The 16,063-nt window shown below is 71.3% G+C and carries 11 protein-coding genes and 1 pseudogene; 3 read left to right on the top strand and 9 right to left on the bottom strand.

From position 1 onward, the window contains the following. Positions 1–3: 3 nt before the first annotated feature. The 4 genes from ACIQR3_RS34020 to ACIQR3_RS34005 are packed head-to-tail and all read right to left on the bottom strand — an operon-like array spanning position 4 to position 4,679. Complete coding sequence (locus ACIQR3_RS34020; protein WP_403544871.1) at positions 4–1,431, bottom strand: Gfo/Idh/MocA family protein; 1,428 nt, start codon at positions 1,429–1,431, stop codon at positions 4–6. Between the two features lie 40 nt (positions 1,432–1,471). After that, on the bottom strand, positions 1,472–2,794 hold the full coding sequence (locus tag ACIQR3_RS34015; RefSeq protein WP_403544870.1) for an ABC transporter substrate-binding protein: 1,323 nt from the start codon (positions 2,792–2,794) through the stop codon (positions 1,472–1,474). A gap of 33 nt (positions 2,795–2,827) precedes the next feature. Beyond that, positions 2,828–3,745, bottom strand: coding sequence for a carbohydrate ABC transporter permease (locus tag ACIQR3_RS34010; protein WP_403544868.1), 918 nt, complete (start codon positions 3,743–3,745; stop codon positions 2,828–2,830). After that, positions 3,735–4,679, bottom strand: coding sequence for a carbohydrate ABC transporter permease (locus ACIQR3_RS34005; RefSeq protein ID WP_403544866.1), 945 nt, complete (start codon positions 4,677–4,679; stop codon positions 3,735–3,737). The genes ACIQR3_RS34010 and ACIQR3_RS34005 overlap by 11 nt, the downstream gene beginning before the upstream one ends. A gap of 764 nt (positions 4,680–5,443) precedes the next feature. Here ACIQR3_RS34005 and ACIQR3_RS34000 point away from each other — a divergent pair. After that, the gene (locus ACIQR3_RS34000; protein WP_403544864.1) at positions 5,444–6,481 is read left to right on the top strand and encodes a LacI family DNA-binding transcriptional regulator; all 1,038 of its coding nucleotides are present in this window, start codon (positions 5,444–5,446) and stop codon (positions 6,479–6,481) included. Positions 6,482–6,760: 279 nt separating this feature from the next. Here ACIQR3_RS34000 and ACIQR3_RS33995 read toward each other — a convergent pair. Continuing rightward, positions 6,761–7,026: pseudogene (locus tag ACIQR3_RS33995) on the bottom strand (LysR family transcriptional regulator); the annotation flags it as partial. Positions 7,027–7,117: 91 nt separating this feature from the next. Here ACIQR3_RS33995 and ACIQR3_RS33990 point away from each other — a divergent pair. Then, entirely contained in the window at positions 7,118–7,870 is a 753-nt protein-coding gene (locus tag ACIQR3_RS33990) for an alpha/beta fold hydrolase (protein WP_403544862.1), read from the top strand. 628 nt (positions 7,871–8,498) lie between these two features. Here the strand turns inward: ACIQR3_RS33990 and ACIQR3_RS33985 are convergent. Both ACIQR3_RS33985 and ACIQR3_RS33980 read right to left on the bottom strand, forming a co-directional pair. Further along, positions 8,499–8,861, bottom strand: coding sequence for an FAD-dependent oxidoreductase (locus ACIQR3_RS33985; RefSeq protein ID WP_403544860.1), 363 nt, complete (start codon positions 8,859–8,861; stop codon positions 8,499–8,501). Positions 8,862–9,038: 177 nt separating this feature from the next. Continuing rightward, positions 9,039–12,494: a glycosyl hydrolase gene (locus ACIQR3_RS33980; protein WP_403544858.1), complete on the bottom strand. Its 3,456-nt coding sequence runs from the start codon at positions 12,492–12,494 to the stop codon at positions 9,039–9,041. Between the two features lie 237 nt (positions 12,495–12,731). Here ACIQR3_RS33980 and ACIQR3_RS33975 point away from each other — a divergent pair, with 237 nt between their 5' ends. Further along, positions 12,732–13,919, top strand: a complete 1,188-nt coding sequence (locus ACIQR3_RS33975; protein WP_403544856.1) for an ROK family protein — start codon at positions 12,732–12,734, stop codon at positions 13,917–13,919. On the opposite strand, the gene ACIQR3_RS33970 is transcribed toward ACIQR3_RS33975, so the two are convergent. Beyond that, on the bottom strand, positions 13,890–14,669 hold the full coding sequence (locus ACIQR3_RS33970; RefSeq protein ID WP_403544855.1) for a TetR/AcrR family transcriptional regulator: 780 nt from the start codon (positions 14,667–14,669) through the stop codon (positions 13,890–13,892). The two genes, ACIQR3_RS33975 and ACIQR3_RS33970, sit on opposite strands and share 30 nt — an antisense overlap. Before the next feature lie 93 nt (positions 14,670–14,762). Then, complete coding sequence (locus tag ACIQR3_RS33965) at positions 14,763–15,971, bottom strand: globin domain-containing protein (protein ID WP_403544854.1); 1,209 nt, start codon at positions 15,969–15,971, stop codon at positions 14,763–14,765. Positions 15,972–16,063 lie beyond the last annotated feature (92 nt).

The raw sequence follows: 16,063 nt of genomic DNA, 5'->3' as shown, positions 1-16,063 counted from the left end.
TCATCACGGGTGCAGACCCAGGTCGGTGACGCGCACGGGCTGCCCGGTGCGCAGGCTCCGGTTCACGGCGATGCCCACCGCGACGCTGCCCAGTCCGTCGCGGTAACCGGCCTGGCGGCGCAGCGGGTCCGCGCCGGGGCCGCGGAAGACGTCGGCGAGGAGGAGTCCGTCGCCCCCGCCGTGGCCACCGTGGTGCTCCACGACGGGAACCTCCCGGGCGACGTCCCAGTGCCGCTGTACGACGAGGCGACTGCCCTCCGCACGGGCACCGGTGGCCGCCGGGGCGGAGCCGGGGGTGGCACTCGGGTCGACGGCGGGACGCGAGACGGCAGCGGGAGGCGTGCCGTCGGGGTCGTCGGCGTGCCAGGCCAGGACGTCCGACGCCGTGCCCGACGCCACATGGGCGCGCTCGACCACCTCCAGCTCGGCCCGCCCCCGGGAGCCGTTGACACTGACCCGGTAGCCCTCCCAGGGGCTGTGCGCGGTCAGCGCGTAGCTCATGGCGGCGCCGCCGCGGTAGCCGACGAGGACGTTGAGGGTGTCCTCGATGTCGATGCCCTCGTCGAAGACGTCCCGGTCGCGCAGGTACCCGTCCGCCGCCTCCGCCTCCAGGTAGAGGCCGCGCAGGTGGTCGTCGCCGGACATGTCGAAGCCGTACGGGTCGTCCGCGGCGGCGTCGCGGCCCAGGCACGGGCGCGGTCCGGGCGGCCGGCCGGCCCCCCGGTCGCCGTAGAACCGCAGACCGCCCAGGGCATGGACGGTCTCGGGCACGTCGTCCAGCCACCAGTTGACCAGGTCGAAGTGGTGCGTCGCCTTGTGCACCGCCAGTCCTCCGGACGAGTCCTTCTCGCGGTGCCAGCGGCGGAAGTAGTCGGCGCCGTGCACGGTGTCGAGCAGCCACTCGAAGTGGACGGACAACACGGTGCCGACGGTGCCGTCGGCGACGACCTGCTTGAGGGCCGCATTGCGCGGTGAGTAGCGGTAGTTGAAGGTGACGGTCAGGCGGGCGTCGGAGGTGCGCGCCGCCTCCTCGATACGGCGCAGCCCCTCCGCGTCCGTGGTCAGGGGTTTCTCGCAGACGACGTCGACACCGGCGCGCAGGGCCGTGCACACCGCGTCGGCATGGGTGTGGTCGGGTGAGCAGACGATCAGGACGTCCACGCGCTGCTCGCGCAGCATCGCCTCCAACTGCTCGGGCCGGTAGTGGGCGGGTGCCTTGCCGGCGCGGCGGGCCCGCGCGGTGTAGTGGGCCATGCGCCGTTCGTTGGGGTCGCACCAGGCGACGGGCTCGGCCAGGTCGGGGAAGTCGTCCAGCATCGCGTTGACGTACATCGCGGCGCGGTGGCCGGTGCCGTGGACGGCGTAGCGGCGCGGGGCGCGGCCGGTCGGAGGGTGGGTGGGGGCGGCAGATGCCGACGAGAGGGAACCCATCAGTGTGCGTGACTCCTGTCAGGGGTGCGGCCGAGCATGCTCAGCCGGCCGAGTAGATCTTGTCCGAGACTTCCTTCAGGAGGGCCCGAGCCGCGGTTTCGGCGTCGCTCCGGCCGAACATGACCTCCTGGCCGTAGCGGGTCAGGACGGCTTCGATGTCACTGGCGCCGGTGGGGGCGATCGCCGGGGCGGGGCCGACGGGCCCCTGCTCGACGGATTCGACGAACGCCGCCGCGTCGCGGTCCTCCGGGGTGAGCGACTCCTGGATCTCCGAGCGCAGCGCCGGGACCGCCGGCAGGCCCCGTTCGACCCCGAGGATCTTCGCCGCCTTCCGGTCGCCGGTCAGGAAGTTGACCAGCAGCGCGGACTCCGCCGGGTGCTGGGTCTGCGCGGAGATCGACCAGTACTGCGACGACTTGACGAACTGGCTGTCGGCGGCCGCACCCCGGTCGGCGGGCAGGTCGACCAGGGTGAACGTGTCGCCGCCGCTGGCCGCGGCGTACGCGGACAGCTGGTTGGCGAAGATCACCGACATGGCCGCCTTGCCGGTCGACAACGGCGACTGGTCCAGGGGCAGTGCCGCGGCGTCGGCCAGCTGCGACCGGCTCAGCGACGCCCCGGCCTCGACGAGCCGGTCGGTCGCGTTCCAGAACGCCGTCAGCGTCTCGGCCTTGAGCACGATGCGCCCGTCCTTGTCGAACAGGTGGTCGCCGCGCTGCCGGGCGAAGAGGTCGAGCGCCGCCGAGCCGGTCAGCGGCAGCGTCCCGGCGACCTGCCCGCCGGACGCCTGCGTCACCTCGGCGGCGAAGTCCTCGTACTCCTTCCAGGTCCAGGTCCTGGTGTCGGGCAGCGTGAGCCCGAGCCGGTCGAGGATGGTGGTGTTCACGGCCACGCCGAGGACGGTGACCGTGCTCGGGATGCCGTAGAGCGCCTGCTTGTAGCGGCCGGTGTCGAGCACGCGGGGGGAGAGGTCCGGGTCGATGAACCTGGACGTGTCCAGGTCGAGCAGTGCCCCGCGGTCCGCGTACGAGGACAGATACAGCCCGTCCATCTGGATCACGTCGGGCGGGCTGCCGGCGGCGGTCATGGTGGCCAGCCGGTCCCAGTAGCCCGTCCAGTCGGAGAACTCCATGTCGACGTGGATGCCGGGGTGCTCCCGCTCGAAGAGGCGGACGGCGGCGGCCGTCTTCTTCTGGCGTTCCTCGGCGCCCCACCAGTTCAGACGGATGGTGACGGACGTCTTGCTGAGCCGGTCGGCGCCCGTCTCCTGGCCCACCGCGCAGCCGGTCAGGGACAGGGCGGTGAGGGCCGCGGCGAGCAGAAGACGCGCGGTGGTGCGGCGGGTGCCGCGCTTGAGCAGCATGTCGTTCCCTTCGTGAGAAGAAGCGGGCGTCGCTCACTTGCCGCCGGTGGTGGCCACGCCTCGGATCAGATGGCGCTGGCCGAAGGCGAAGGCCAGCAGCACGGGGACGAGGGACAGCGTGCTCATCGCGAACAGCGATCCGTAGGACGAGTCCGCCTGGGTGTCGATGAAGGACCGCAGGGCCACCGGCACGGTGTACGTGCCGGGATCGGTCAGGAAGATCAACTGGGAGAAGAAGTCGCTCCACGTCCAGATGAACGTGAAGATCGCGGTGGTGGCGAGGGCAGGACGCATGAGCGGGAGCACGATCCGCAGGAAGATACGGGGGTGGCCGGCGCCGTCGAGGCGGGCGGCCTCGTCCAGCTCGCGCGGCAGCCCGCGGATGAACTGCACCATCAGGAAGATGAAGAACCCGTCCGTGGCGAGGAACTTGGGCACGATCAGCGGCAGGAACGTGTTGATCCAGCCGAGCTGCGCGAAGAGCACGTACTGCGGGACGATCAGCACGTGGATCGGCAGCATGATCGTGAGCAGCATGACGGCGAACGCGGTCCTCTTGAACCGGAAGCTCAGGCGCGCGAAGGCATAGGCGGTCATCGAGCAGGCGACCAGATTGCCGATCACGGCACCGAGCACGACGATCGCCGAATTGAGCAGGTAGGTGCTGAAGGGGTGGGCGAGGGCACTCCAGCCGCTGGTGTAGTTCTCGGCGGCGAAGGTGTCCAGGAAGATCCCGGAGCGGGTGAAGATCTCGCCGTCCGGCCGCAGCGAACTGACCACCATCCACAGGACGGGATACAGGGCCACGAGCACCATCGCGATGAAGGCGGCATGCCGGACCACCCGTGGCCAGGACGGCAGCCGGCGAGACCGCCCGGAGGGGGACCGGGGAGGACGCACGGACGGGCGGGCCGACTCGGCGGAAACGGTGGTGAGCTGGTCAGTCGTCATAGAACACCCAGTACTTGGAGGCCCAGAAGTTGATGGCGGTGAAGGCGGCCACGATGATCAGCAGCAGCCAGGCGAGCGCGGAGGCGTATCCCATCCGGAAGGAGCCGAAGCCCTCCTGGTAGAGGTAGAGCGTGTAGAAGAGCGTGGAATCGGTGGGGCCGCCCGTGCCGCCGGAGACGACGAAGGCCTGGGTGAAGGACTGGAAGGCGCCGATGACGCCGAGCACGAGGTTGAAAAAGATCATGGGTGTGAGCAGCGGCAGCGTGACGGACCTGAACTGCCGCCAGACACCGGCGCCGTCGGTGGCGGCGGCCTCGTAGTACTCGCGCGGAATCTGACGCAGCCCGGCCAGGAAGATCACCATCGGCGAGCCGAACGTCCACACGTGCAGCAGGATCACGGTGCCCAGCGCGGTGTTCGGATCACCCACCCAGCTGCGCGAGGCGACGCCGAGGACCCCGAGCACGTCGTTGACCAGGCCGTCGTCACCGAAGATGGTCCGCCAGAGCACCGCGATCGCCACGCTGCCGCCCAGCAGGCTGGGCAGGTAGAAAACCGAACGGTAGAACGCGAGGCCGCGCATGCCGCGGTCGAGCAGCAGCGCCAGAGCGAGCGCGACGGCGAGCTGGAGGGGCACCCCGACGACCACGTAGGTGAAGGTGACCTCAAGGGACTGGTGCAGGCGGGCGTCGTGCAGCATGTGCGCCACGTTGTCCAGACCGGTGAAGCGGGCGGCCTGCAACAGGTTGTAATCCGTGAAGGACAGGTACAGCGAGACCAGCATCGGGCCGAGCGTGAGACCCAACAGGCCCACCAGCCACGGCAGCAGGAAGACCAGCGCCGCCTTGTTGTCCCGGTGGTCCGCGCGGGACCCGGCACGGGAGGGGCCTTTCGTACGGGCGGAGGTGACGCGTCGCAGTTCCGCGATACTCATCGGCCGTCACCCGGCGCGGCACCGGCTTGTCGCGAGGGGGTCGGACGCGGCCACGGGACGCGCGCACGCCCGGCGGGCGGTGGTGGCGCACTCTGTGCAGCGGGGCCTTTCACGGCTCTGGTCCCTTCGGGAGAACGGGCTCGTCCGGCGGACGAACCGCGGCGGGTGCGGGGCATGTGTCGGTGGCCGGGCCCGAGCCGGCATCCCGATGCCGGCGGGTGCCCGAGTGCGGACAGGGTCCGTTACGGGAGGTGGTGCGGGTGCGGGCGGCTGCGCCAGTACGAGCAGGTGTTCCGGTCCGCCGGTTCGGACAGGTGGCCCGCAGAGCAGGTGTGCCCGCAGAGCAGGTGTGCCCGCCGGCGCGGGCGGGCGAGGACCGCTGCGGCCGGGTACCGGCCCCGCAGGGCTCGGTCCGCGCGGACAACGGCGGCTTCGCACCGCGTTCCGCACCCCTCCTTCCACTGAGTGATCGGTCACTCGGATTCGTTGGGAGACCATATGGGCGGCCAACTAAGGCGTCAACACTCCTTGCAGTAACTGGTTTTTTCGAAACTTGAGCCATGAGACCGTGCAAAGTGAACGATCACTCGACAGCTTGTGCACCGGCCAGCCGACCGGCCACTGCTGACCGCCTGCCCGGAGCCGTACGGCGGCGGCAGTGCTTGGTAGCCTCGGGCTGCGCACACCGCGCCGTCCGGTACGTGCACGCGCGGGTGAACGGCCGTCCAGCGCAGTCCGCGGCGGCCGAGGAGGAGGGGGGACGCATGACCAGCGAAGCGCCGACGCGACGGCCGACGATCAGGGACGTCGCACGCCTGGCGGGAGTGTCCCACCAGACCGTCTCGCGCTATCTGCGCGCCGACGCCTCGATCAACGACGCCATGCGCGAGAGCATCCGGCAGGCCATCGCGCAACTGGGCTACCGCCCCAACCTCGCCGCCCGCGCCATGCGCAACCGCAAGACCGGCCGGCTGGCCCTGCTCATGCCCCCCGGAAACGCGATCAGCTCGCTGGAGATGCTCGCGGGCGCCACCAGCACCGCCCGCGACGCCGGGTACTCCGTGGAGGTCGTGATTCTCGGCGAACCCCGGGAGTCACGCGGGCAGCGGGTGCTCGAACTGGCCGACTACGGCGTCTTCGAAGGCATTCTCTCCCTCACCCCCCTGCCCGCCCTCCCGCACCGCAGGACAGCGGACGGCACCGTCATCGTCGTCTCCCCCGACTACGACGACCGGATGCGCAGCATCGGGGAACTGGCCGACGCCACCACGGCGGGCGAGATCATCGAGCGCTTGGCGGAACAGGGGCACCGGAGGTTCCTGCACCTGGCCGGCGACTACTCCCACACCTCGGCCCGGGCCCGCAAGCAGGTCTACCTGGAGACCGTCCGGCGCCTGGGCCTGGAGTCGCACGGAGTCGTCGACTGCGACTGGCTGGCCCCACGCGCCCGCCGGGCGATACTCGAACTCCCCGCCGACAGCGGTGTCACAGCCGTGATCGCCGCCAACGACCTGCTGGCCACCGGGGCGCTGCGCGGCGCCCTGGAACGTGGCTGGCGGGTGCCGCACGACGTGAGCGTCACCGGCTGGGACAACAATCCGCTGGGCGCGGAGATGATGCCGACGCTGACCACGGTCGCCGTCGACCACGAACGGCTGGGCAGACGGGCCGTACAGCGCCTCCTCGCGGAACTCAGCGGCGTCCCCGCACCCGAGGACAACTCCCTGCTCACACGCGTCATCTGGCGCGAGTCGACGGCCGCGCCGGGACGTAACACCCGCCGGGACGGAAAAAGCACGTGAGACCGTCCTCGGCGCCCCCGACTCCCGGGGCGAAGAGCAGGCCACCGCGCAGGGCGGCGCTTCCCGCTGGACCCGGCCGGCGATCACCGCCCACCCCAGCTCCGGTTCACCCGTCCCCTGGCCGACCGGCCTCCGACGACCGTGGGACAAACCTGCCCCACCGAACAAGCTCCCCGCGACCCGACCGACCACGGGGCTACAAGAACCGCCGCTCCACCATCCGCACCATGACGTTGGCAGAGTGCTCGCCACCGGCGAGGCCCACGCCCACCCCACGCCGTGCACCAGCTGCTGAGCCTGTGGAAGGAACGCCGCGCCGGCGGCGGTGAGCCGACTGCCCTGGGTGGTGCGCTCCAGCAGGGCGTACGCCGAGGGCGTTCTCCAGCCGCTGGATCTGACGGGCTCAGGGAGGGCTGGGCGATCCGCGACTCCTCGGCGGCACGGGCGAAGTGCAACTGCTCGGCGGCACGGGCGAAGTGCAACTGCTCGGCGACGACCGTGAAGTACCGGACCAGCCGCAGGTCCAGATCGGGAAGCATGCCCATGCTGCACAGCCTACCCGTGATGCGATTACTGCATGACGAGGTGCGAAACGGGTCTTGGACGGCCCGCTCCAGCCGCTGCTGTCATTCACCCATGACCATTGTCTTCGTCAACGGCGTTCCCGTGACCTCCGCGGTGTGGACGCCGCTGATCAACGAGTTGTCCACGTCTGAGCAGCGGGAGACGGTCCTGCTCTCACCTCCGGGCTTCGGCGTGCCGCTTCCCTCGGGCTTCGGGGCCACGTTCGTCGACTACCGGGACTGGCTCATCGACGAGCTGTCCCGATTCGAGGCGCCCGTCGACCTCGTCGGCCACGACTTCGGCGGAGGGTACGTCCTGGAGGTGGCGATGACCCGTCCCGACCTGCTCCGCAGCTGGGTCAGCGACACCATCGGCGGTTACGAGCCGGACTTCACCTGGCATGAGATCGCGAAGCTCTGGCAGACGCCGGGTGACGGGGAGCGCCACGTCGAGGAGCTCTTCTCCGGCACCGTCGAAGAGCGGGCAGCGCGCATGGTCGACTGGGGCATTCCCGAGCCGGCGGCCCGCGAGGTGGCGCTCGGTCAGGGCCCGCAGATGGGCAAGGCCATTCTCGCTCTGTACCGGTCCGTGCCCCGGGCGGTGCTGATCGAACGCGGCCTCGATCTGCCCGCGGCCGCTGCCAGGCCGGGTCTGGTTCCCGTCGCCACCGAGGACCACACGGCCGGCAGCGTCGTCCTTCGCCACCGCGCCGCACGGCGGGCCGGCGCTCGCGCCGTCGACCTCGACGGGCTCGGGCATTGGTGGATGCTTCAGGACCCGGCGCGGACAGCCCGCATGCTGTCGGGTTTCTGGAACGGCTTGTAGCAGACCACGATGGTCGCCGCCCTCCCCACCGGACAAGCGCTGCGCGGGCCGACCCAAGCCCCGGCCGCGCCCCCGGCCCAGCGGGAGAGGCCGTTCTCCACCTTCACGACGAGGTTGCTGGCCCGGAGAAAGGCCACCACTACTGGGGCGGGAACAGTCCGACGGCAATCCCGGCTCCCCGCTCGCCTGCCCCGTCCGGCATGAGGTGCAGCAACCGTCCGAGTGAGCCCGCGACGGAGTCATTTCCTGGCCCGCCCATCGGCTCCGGCGTGAAGGTTGTGTCAGCTCTCGTGGAACACCCGTCACGCAGTGCTTCGAGTTCTGCCCGGGTCAGAGTGAAAGGAGCGGTGCGGCCCTTCCAGCCCTGTTCGACGGCGGTCGGCTCCGCATAGCCGTGCTTCCTGGCAGGACCATGGAACTGACCGGCCCTGCCGCCATTGTCGCCGGCGGCAGCGTGTATCTGTTGCAGATACGCCCCGAAGGGGCCAGGCGGCCTGAGAGTCGATAGGTCCACGCGGTCCGGCTGCCGGCGGCGGTACGACCACCATCGGTTCGGCCACGCGCCGTAGAACATGGATCCCGGACACGACCAGACACGCCACCTGAAGACGGGAGGGTGGCACCCTCTTCAGTTCAAGCCTGACGGAGTGCGGTCACGAGCGACCGCGCGGTCCAGGGCGGCGGCCAGGGAAGAGGCGTCGCGCAGGGCGGTGTTGGCGCCGGAGCCGAAGGAGGGCGGCATCGCGTGGAGGGCGTCGCCGAGGAAGGTGACCCGGCCGGTCTCCCAGGTGTCGACGGGTTCCAGACGGTGTACCGACATCGGCGCGAGGGTCGACTGGTCGGCGCGCTCGACCAGTTCGACCACGGCAGGGTGCCAGCCGCGGACCGCCTCGCGCATCACCGAGTGCAGTTCCTCAGGGCCGGCGCTCCACAGGTCCGCGACGCCGGCCGGACAGGGGCTGTCCTCCTGGAAGCCGCAGTGGACCATCATGTACGGCTCGACGTGGTCGATGTCCGCGCCCGGGGCGAGTTCCGCGACGGCCTCGGCGACCGGACGGCGGGGCGCGGCACGACGAGTCGGCCGCGCCCGCCGTCCACATGTAGGACGGGAGTCGTGGCGGGGGCTCGGTCGAGCTGACCGGGCCCTCGCCACAACCTCGACGGACCGTTACCCCACCACCTCGATGCGGACCGGCCCGACCAGACCGGACGGCATCAGCGGGCTCGACGAGTTCAGGTCCCAGAGCTGTCCCACGAAGGTCGTGACCGGGGTCTTCGTCTCCGGTTGCAGGTCCCCGATCATGCGGTTGTACCAGCTGTTGGTGACCTCCACCTCTATCTTGTTGGCGCCGGAGCGCAGCGCGTCGGTGACATCGACCCGGTACGGCGCGCACCACACGGTCCCCGCGTCGGCCCCGTTCACCTTGACCCGCGCGATGCCGTGCACCTCGCCGAGGTCCAGCCACAGGCGTCCACCGCCGTCGAGCTCGGGCGCGCGATACGTCTTGGTGTACGTGGCCGTGCCCGAGAAGTAGCGCACGCCCGCCTCCTGATGCTCCGACAGGTCTTGGAGGAACTCCACCTCGACGGAGGTGGGCGCCCCGCGGTCCTTCTGGAAGGCGACCGTCCATCCTCCCTCCACCGCACCGACGCCCCGGCTGGCGGCGGCCTTGGCGGTGCCCTGGCCCGGGGTGCCGTGCGCGACGACCACGAACCGTGCCTCGGAGGGACCGAGGCCGAGGGAGAGGACGGTGCGGCCCCGCTCGGTCCGGAAGGTCGCCGGGGAGACGCGGCCGGTGACCGGGTCCCACAGTTCGACCGCCTTCCCGGTCGCCCGCAGCTTCACGTCGAGCACGGTGCGTACGGCCCGCCGGTTGACGACGTAGTAGACATCCGCGGTGTCGGTCCGGCGGTGGATCCAGCCCAGCGGGTCGTCGGCGTCAAAGGCGTACTCCCAGTCCCTGGCGACGCCCAGGGCGGACAGCGCCTCCTCGGCCCGGACGTTCCCGAACACCCGCCCCGCGCCGACCACCCGGTCCCGCTCGCCCTCCTCTCCCCACAACCGCCGCACCAGCGTACGGAACTCCTTGTCGCTGTCGGCCAGGCTCGGGCTGGCCACCGGCCGTTGCCCGGCGACCGCGGCACCGGCCTCCACCAGCGCGGCGATCTTCCGCAGCACCGGCACCGTCATGCGCTCCGAGGCGCCGCCGAGGTACAGCAGCCCGTACGACATCCCCGTGCGGGTGACGAGCCGGCCGTTCTCGACCGAGAGCCGGCTGAGGACGACGTCCGCGTTGACGAAGTCGAAGTCGTGGCCCAGCGGGACGTCCGACTGGCGCCGGCCGGGTCCCCACAGGGCCGGGGCGGGGGCTTCCTGCCCGTAGAAGTAGGCGACGTCCTTGACCGCCTTGCCCTGGGCCAGCATGTACGAGCAGCGCGCCAGGTAGGTGGTGAACGGCTTGGCGCGGTCCGCCCAGGTCTCGTTGCGGGTGAAGAACCAGCCGATACCGCCGAGGGTGACGCCCGGCCCGTCGTCCTGCGGCTGGTGCGCCGACGTGTGGATCATGAACCGGTTCACGCCGGAGAGCAGGATCTGGTCGGCGGTCGGCTTCAGGTCGCCCGGCATCAGGTTGCGGGCGCCGAAGGTGAACGCCTCGCAGGCGACGAAGTCGCGTCCGTAGACGTTGGCGACGCTGGCCGCGCCCCGCATGTCGACGAGGTACCGCTCTCCCAGCCGGTCGCCGGGCGCGCACGGGTTGCCGCTGGCGCCCATCGGGACGTCGGCGTGGCGCCGCACCTCCATGTCGTCGGCGGTGATCACGCGGCCGTTCTCCTGGGCCTCGGCGTAGGTGAGCCGCAGGCCGCGCTCGTGGGCGACCTCGTGGACGACTTTGTAGTGGTTCTCGGCGAGGAGTTCGCCGATGGTGTGCCGCCAGTCCCACAGGAAGCGGTCCGACTCGGCGGGACCGCCGACCACGGTGCCCGTGAGCGCGGGCAGGTACGGGCCGGGGTCGTAGCCGCGTCGGCTGCGGAACTCCTTGAGGATGTCGTCGGTCCAGTTCTGCGGACCGGCCTCGTAGCTGTCGTTGAGCAGGGCGGTCAGGCCGCGGGCGCCGATGGCGTCCTTGCCGGTCGCCTGCTCCAGGCCGTCCAGGTAGGTGGTGAGGTACGCCCGGACCCGCTCGGCGTCGAGCTTGTCGACCTCCAGGCCGGTGGCCGCCTCGGTGGTGGGCCCGTTCTGGTGGCCGGTGAGCCCGGCGCCGAGCCGCACGACGACCCAGGTGCCGCGCGGCGCCTTCCAGCGCAGCCGCCCCTTGCCGTCCATCTCCCCGGTCAGGTCGATCACCTGGGAGGTGGCGACGGCCTTCGCCGAACCCTCCTCGGGGGTGTCGATCCGGTAGTGGTCCGGTGCCTGGACGAAGCCCGCCTTGGCCTCGAAGCGGTGCACGGTCGGAGCCGTGCGCAGAACGAGGGAGCGCAGCGGCACCGGCTCCGCGCCGGTGGGCTGGGGCAGGTAGTACGGCACCTCGGCCGGCTTGCCCGGGGCCTTGAGGACGACCTTGAAGTACCGGGCCTCGGTGCGTGGCAGGAACAAGGTGCGCTGCTCGTCGCCGCAGAGCCCTTCGGCGACCTGGCGGTACGTGCGGTTGTCCTTACTCGCCCACACCTGGACGACCGTGCCGAACTCGGTGACGTCCTGCAGCGCCGCATGGGCTCCGGCCGCGATGCTCAGGCCGGTGACGGTGACGGTGTGCGGGAACTCGATCCGCACCCACGTGGGTCCGTCCGCCGTGGGCGGGGCGAGGTTGGTGATGTCCTTCAGCGAACCGCTGGAGAGCCGGGCACTGTCGAGCTTCACGCCCTGACTGCCGCCGCTCACCACCGGCGCGGTCGCGGACGCCTTCGTGGCGGAGGCGTACATACGCGGTTGCAGCTCGTGCTGCGGCCGGGCGCCGTCGGCCACCCGGTAGGCGAAGACGCGAGCGTCCTTGTACCAGCGGACGTCCGCCTCACCCGGGTAGTCCTGGAACGGCCCCGCGACATCCGTCGGCTTCGGCAGCGTCACCTGGACGGTGCGGCCGCCGTCGACCCACGTCTCGGACCAGACCACCTTCTTCATGCCGTCCTCGGCCGCCACCCAGGGCCCGCCCGTCTCCGACCAGCCCGGCGAGGCCGCCACCCCGGCCTCCAGGCCCAGGTCGGCGGCCTTCTCCATGGCGAACTTGAAGGCGTCGCGCCACTCGGCGGACTGGTAGGTGACCGGCGGGTCGACGATCTGCTTCAGCCCGAAGCCGCCGTCGAAATTGACCAGGCCGCCGACGCCCGCCTCCCGGAACCACTCCAGGTCCTTGGCGATCCCCGCCTTCGAGATGTTGCCGTCCATCCAGTGCCACCACACGCGCGGCAACGCCTCGGCAGGAGGCGTTCTGAATCCGTCCAGAAGGCCGGAGCCGTCTATGGCCGACGACAGGTCCGCCACGCGGAGAGGACCCAGGTGGGACAGGTCCGGCGGAGTGCCGCCGGCAGCCGCGGCGGTGCCGGCGGAGCCGACGAGCCCTCCGCCCGCGCCCAGGGCGGCGGCGCCGGCCGCCTTCTTCAGGAAGTTCCTGCGGTTCGTCGGCACAGTGACTCTCCATCGGGTCGAAATGGCGGCCGGTCCCGGGAGACGCACATCACATGAGATGAAACGTTTCAATACGTGTGTGTCGTACGCCCTTGCCCGGTCGGGCCGCGAGGGTGCGGGTGTCAGGCCGTCATCCTTCGGTGGCCCAATCGCCCCGTCAACGCCCTGGTGGGCCACGGTTGCGTCACTTACCTGGCCAACCTGGCCAGGTCGCTCACCGGCACTTAGCATCACGGGGTGCCCAGCTCACGCGCCCCGCGCGCTTCCGAACGCCGCCTGATCGAGCTGGTCGAGGCCCACGGTGCGCTGACCAGAGCGGAACTGGCGGAACTGTCCGGCATTCCGCGGCGGACGGTCAGCGGGGCGTCCGCGCGCCTGCTGGCCCGCGGGTTGCTGACGGAGTGCGCCCCGTCCGATCACGTGCCGGTGCGGCCGCGGGGCGTGGGTGGGCGCGGGCCCGCGGCGCAGGTGCTGCGACTGCCCGATCAGCCCCGGGACACTTGTGCCGTCCTCATCACCCATGAGGACATTGCGGTGTGCCACGTCGGTGCGGACGGCACCAGGCGCTCTCCAGTGGTGCGGGAGCCGTTCCGCTGGTGGACCTGCGCCGACCTGGCGACGGAGATCGGGCGTCTGCTCCCCCTGGCGGCGAAGGCCCCGGTGGCGCAGGTGGTCGTGGGCATCCCCCAGCCCTACCGGCAGGGCCACGGCGTCACGTTGCTCGAACAGGGAGCGCCGCACTATTACCGGATCGACGCCTACCCGCCGTGGCTGGAGGGCGACTTGGGGGCCGCCCTGACCGACCGGCTCGGCGTGCCGGTTCGGGTCGAGAACCTCATCAACCTCGCTGCCCTGGGCGAGGCGAGCGCCGGTGCGGCTCGCGGCCGGCACAGCATGCTGTACCTGCGCCTGGGGGACATCGTCACGGCAGCGGCGGTCGTGCGGGGCCGTCTGCTGCGGGGCGCCCTCGGCGCCGCCGGCGAAATCGGACACATCCGCGTCGACCCGAACGGCGTGCTGTGCGCCTGCGGCGGCCGTGGCTGCCTGGGCACCGTCGCGAACGCCCGTCACCTGCTGGACGTCCTGCGCCCACGGTACGGCCAAGACCTTGACCTCTTCGACGTCGTCGCCTTGGCCGTACAAGGTGAGCCGACGGTCCGTCAGGTCCTCACCGACCTCGGCCGGACCGTCGGCACGGCCGTCGCGGGCGGCCTGCTCATGCTCAATCCCGAAAGCGTCGTCGTCGACCCCGTGCTGGGACCGGCCACGGCCCCGGTCATCGACGGATTTCTCGCCGCCGTCCACCAAAGCCTGCCCGCCAACGTGGCACGGGCCCTGACCGTCGTGCCCGGCATGCGCCAGGAGGACGCCGCCCTCCACGGCAGCCGAAGGTTCTCACGGCACGCCCCTTGGCCGGCTGGATGAGTACGGGACCGAAAGTCGGCCCAGGGCGAAGTCACAGGGTGTGCCCGGCGTCGACTGGGGAACCGGACGTGTGCGGATGAGGCGGACCATCGCGTGGTGGAGTGCGGTGCGCGGTGGGGCTTCGGGCAGTGGGGGGACGGGGGTGCCCGGGGTGGCCCAGGCGCGGAGCAGGTGGGCCACCAGGCGGCGTGAAGCCTCCGGCAGGGTGGCGTCGGCGACGCCGTCGTTGGCCATCAGCAGCAGGGACAGGTCGAGGTCGTGGAAGTCCGTCCGCAGGTGGCCGGATTCCTGGGCGCGGGAGATGATCCGCAGGGCGCCGTCGGCGGCCTCGGCGCGTCGCCGCTCCAGATCTCCCGCGGGGAAGGCCAGGGTCAGGATTTCGATGAAGCCCGGGTCGGCGGCTTGCAGGGCGCAGAGGGACTGGACGTAGCCGGCGAACCCCTGCCACGGGTCGGTCTCGTCCAGCGCGGCGGCGACCGCGGCGCGATGGGCGTCCACACGGTCGGTGAACACCGCGTCGATGAGGTCCTCCCTGCTGGCGAACCGGCGGAACAGGGTGGCGTTGCCGACGCCGGCTTCCCGGGCGACGGAGGTCAGGGAGACCCCGAGTCCCTCCCGGGCGAAGAGCCGGCGGGCCGTCGCGATGATGCGCCGGCGGTTGCGTTCGGCGTCGGCGCGCAGGGTGCCCTCCGCGTGCGGCCGGATCGCGCGCACCTCGCCGGGGACGTTGCTCCGTGTCTGCGAAGACACTGTTCTCCTCACCTTTCTGGAGTGTGCGGGGCCGGCCGGTCCGGGTGCCGGAGCCGGTGGCGCCCGGACCGGCCGAGCGGCGCTCGGGGGCCGTTACCTGCTGAGCCAGAGGTCCGGGCCGAACACCTCGTAGTGGATGTCCCTGGGGCTGAGCCCGTGGGCGAGCAGATCGGTGCGGACGGCCTTCATGAAGGACAGCGGACCGCACAGGAACGCTGTGGTGCCGGGGTCGGGGGAGAGCCGGGTGATGTCGGCCCAGCCCTCGTTGACGTGGTCCCCGGCGGCGTCCGGGTGGTCGGTGTCCTCGTACCACACGTGCAGCGAGGCGTTGCGCAGCCGCCCGACCAGCTCGGTGAGTTCGAGTCGGTGGGCGTGGTGGACCGGGGAGCGGTCGGCGTGGACGACGGTCACCGGCCGGTCGGGCGAGACGGCGGCCAGGTGCTCCAGCATGGCCAGCATCGGGGTGACGCCGATGCCTGCCGAGGCGAGCAGCAGCGGGCCGTCGCCCTCGGGGAGCAGCAGGTCACCGAAGGGCAGGGAGACCTCCAGGACGTCCCCGGGGCGGGCGTGCGCGTGCAGCCAGGAGGACACCTCCCCCTCGGGGACCCGGCCGTCGGCGGAGCGTTCGCGCTTGACGGTGATGCGCCAGGTCTTGCGGCCGGGCGCGGTGGACAGGCTGTACTGGCGTATCTGGTGGGCCCCGTCGGGCAGTTCGGCGCGGACGCTGACGTACTGGCCGGGGACGAACGGCTCGGTGGGCGACCCGTCGGCGGGCCGCAGGACGAGGGAGACGGCGTCCGGGGTCTCCTCGTGGCGCTCGGCGATCTCCATCGTCCGCCAGACGGCGCCGTCCTCGATCCGCGCCTGGGCGTACAGGCGGGCCTCCATGGCGATGAGGGCGTTGGCCATCAGCCAGTAGACCTCGTCCCAGGCGGCCGCCACCGCCGGGGTCACCGCGTCGCCGAGCACCTCCGCGACGGCTCCGAGCAAGTGGCGGGCGACCAGCGTGTACTGGTCGGAGGTGATGCCGAGGGAGGCGTGTTTGTTCGCGATGCGGCCCAGGACCGCGTCGGGCCGCTGGTCGGGATGGTCCACGAGGGCGGTGGCGAAGGCGGCGACGGCTCCGGCGAGCGCCTCCCCCTGGGCGCCGCTGGCCTGGTTGGCGCGGTTGAACAGGTCGCGCAGCAGGTCGGGACGCTCCTCGAACATCCGGCGGTAGAACAGCTCGGTGATGGTGCTGAGGGAGGCGCCCACGGCCGGCAGTGTGGTGCGGACGATCCGCGCCGACTCGCTGGAGAGCATGCTGACTCCAAACTGGTAGCTGAGATGCGTATTTTTGGTTGTTGGAACGTGTGCCGCTTCCGGGTCTTCGTCCAACTGACCGGGCGGCGGCG

Origin of the sequence: Streptomyces sp. NPDC090994 (genome assembly GCF_044768905.1) — a bacterium.
Classification (GTDB): Bacteria; Actinomycetota; Actinomycetes; order Streptomycetales; family Streptomycetaceae; genus Streptomyces.
The sequence above is the reverse complement of the archived record's forward strand: the minus strand, read 5'-3'. Positions and strand labels throughout refer to the sequence as shown.

Excerpts from the sequence above, each read along its gene's own strand:
- ACIQR3_RS34020 (WP_403544871.1), bottom strand. The coding sequence starts at position 1,431 with ATGGGTTCCCTCTCGTCGGCATCTGCCGCCCCCACCCACCCTCCGACC.
- ACIQR3_RS34015 (WP_403544870.1), bottom strand. The coding sequence starts at position 2,794 with ATGCTGCTCAAGCGCGGCACCCGCCGCACCACCGCGCGTCTTCTGCTC.
- ACIQR3_RS34010 (WP_403544868.1), bottom strand. The coding sequence starts at position 3,745 with ATGACGACTGACCAGCTCACCACCGTTTCCGCCGAGTCGGCCCGCCCG.
- ACIQR3_RS34005 (WP_403544866.1), bottom strand. The coding sequence starts at position 4,679 with ATGAGTATCGCGGAACTGCGACGCGTCACCTCCGCCCGTACGAAAGGC.
- ACIQR3_RS34000 (WP_403544864.1), top strand. The coding sequence starts at position 5,444 with ATGACCAGCGAAGCGCCGACGCGACGGCCGACGATCAGGGACGTCGCA.
- ACIQR3_RS33990 (WP_403544862.1), top strand. The coding sequence starts at position 7,118 with ATGACCATTGTCTTCGTCAACGGCGTTCCCGTGACCTCCGCGGTGTGG.
- ACIQR3_RS33985 (WP_403544860.1), bottom strand. The coding sequence starts at position 8,861 with ATGATGGTCCACTGCGGCTTCCAGGAGGACAGCCCCTGTCCGGCCGGC.
- ACIQR3_RS33965 (WP_403544854.1), bottom strand. The coding sequence starts at position 15,971 with ATGCTCTCCAGCGAGTCGGCGCGGATCGTCCGCACCACACTGCCGGCC.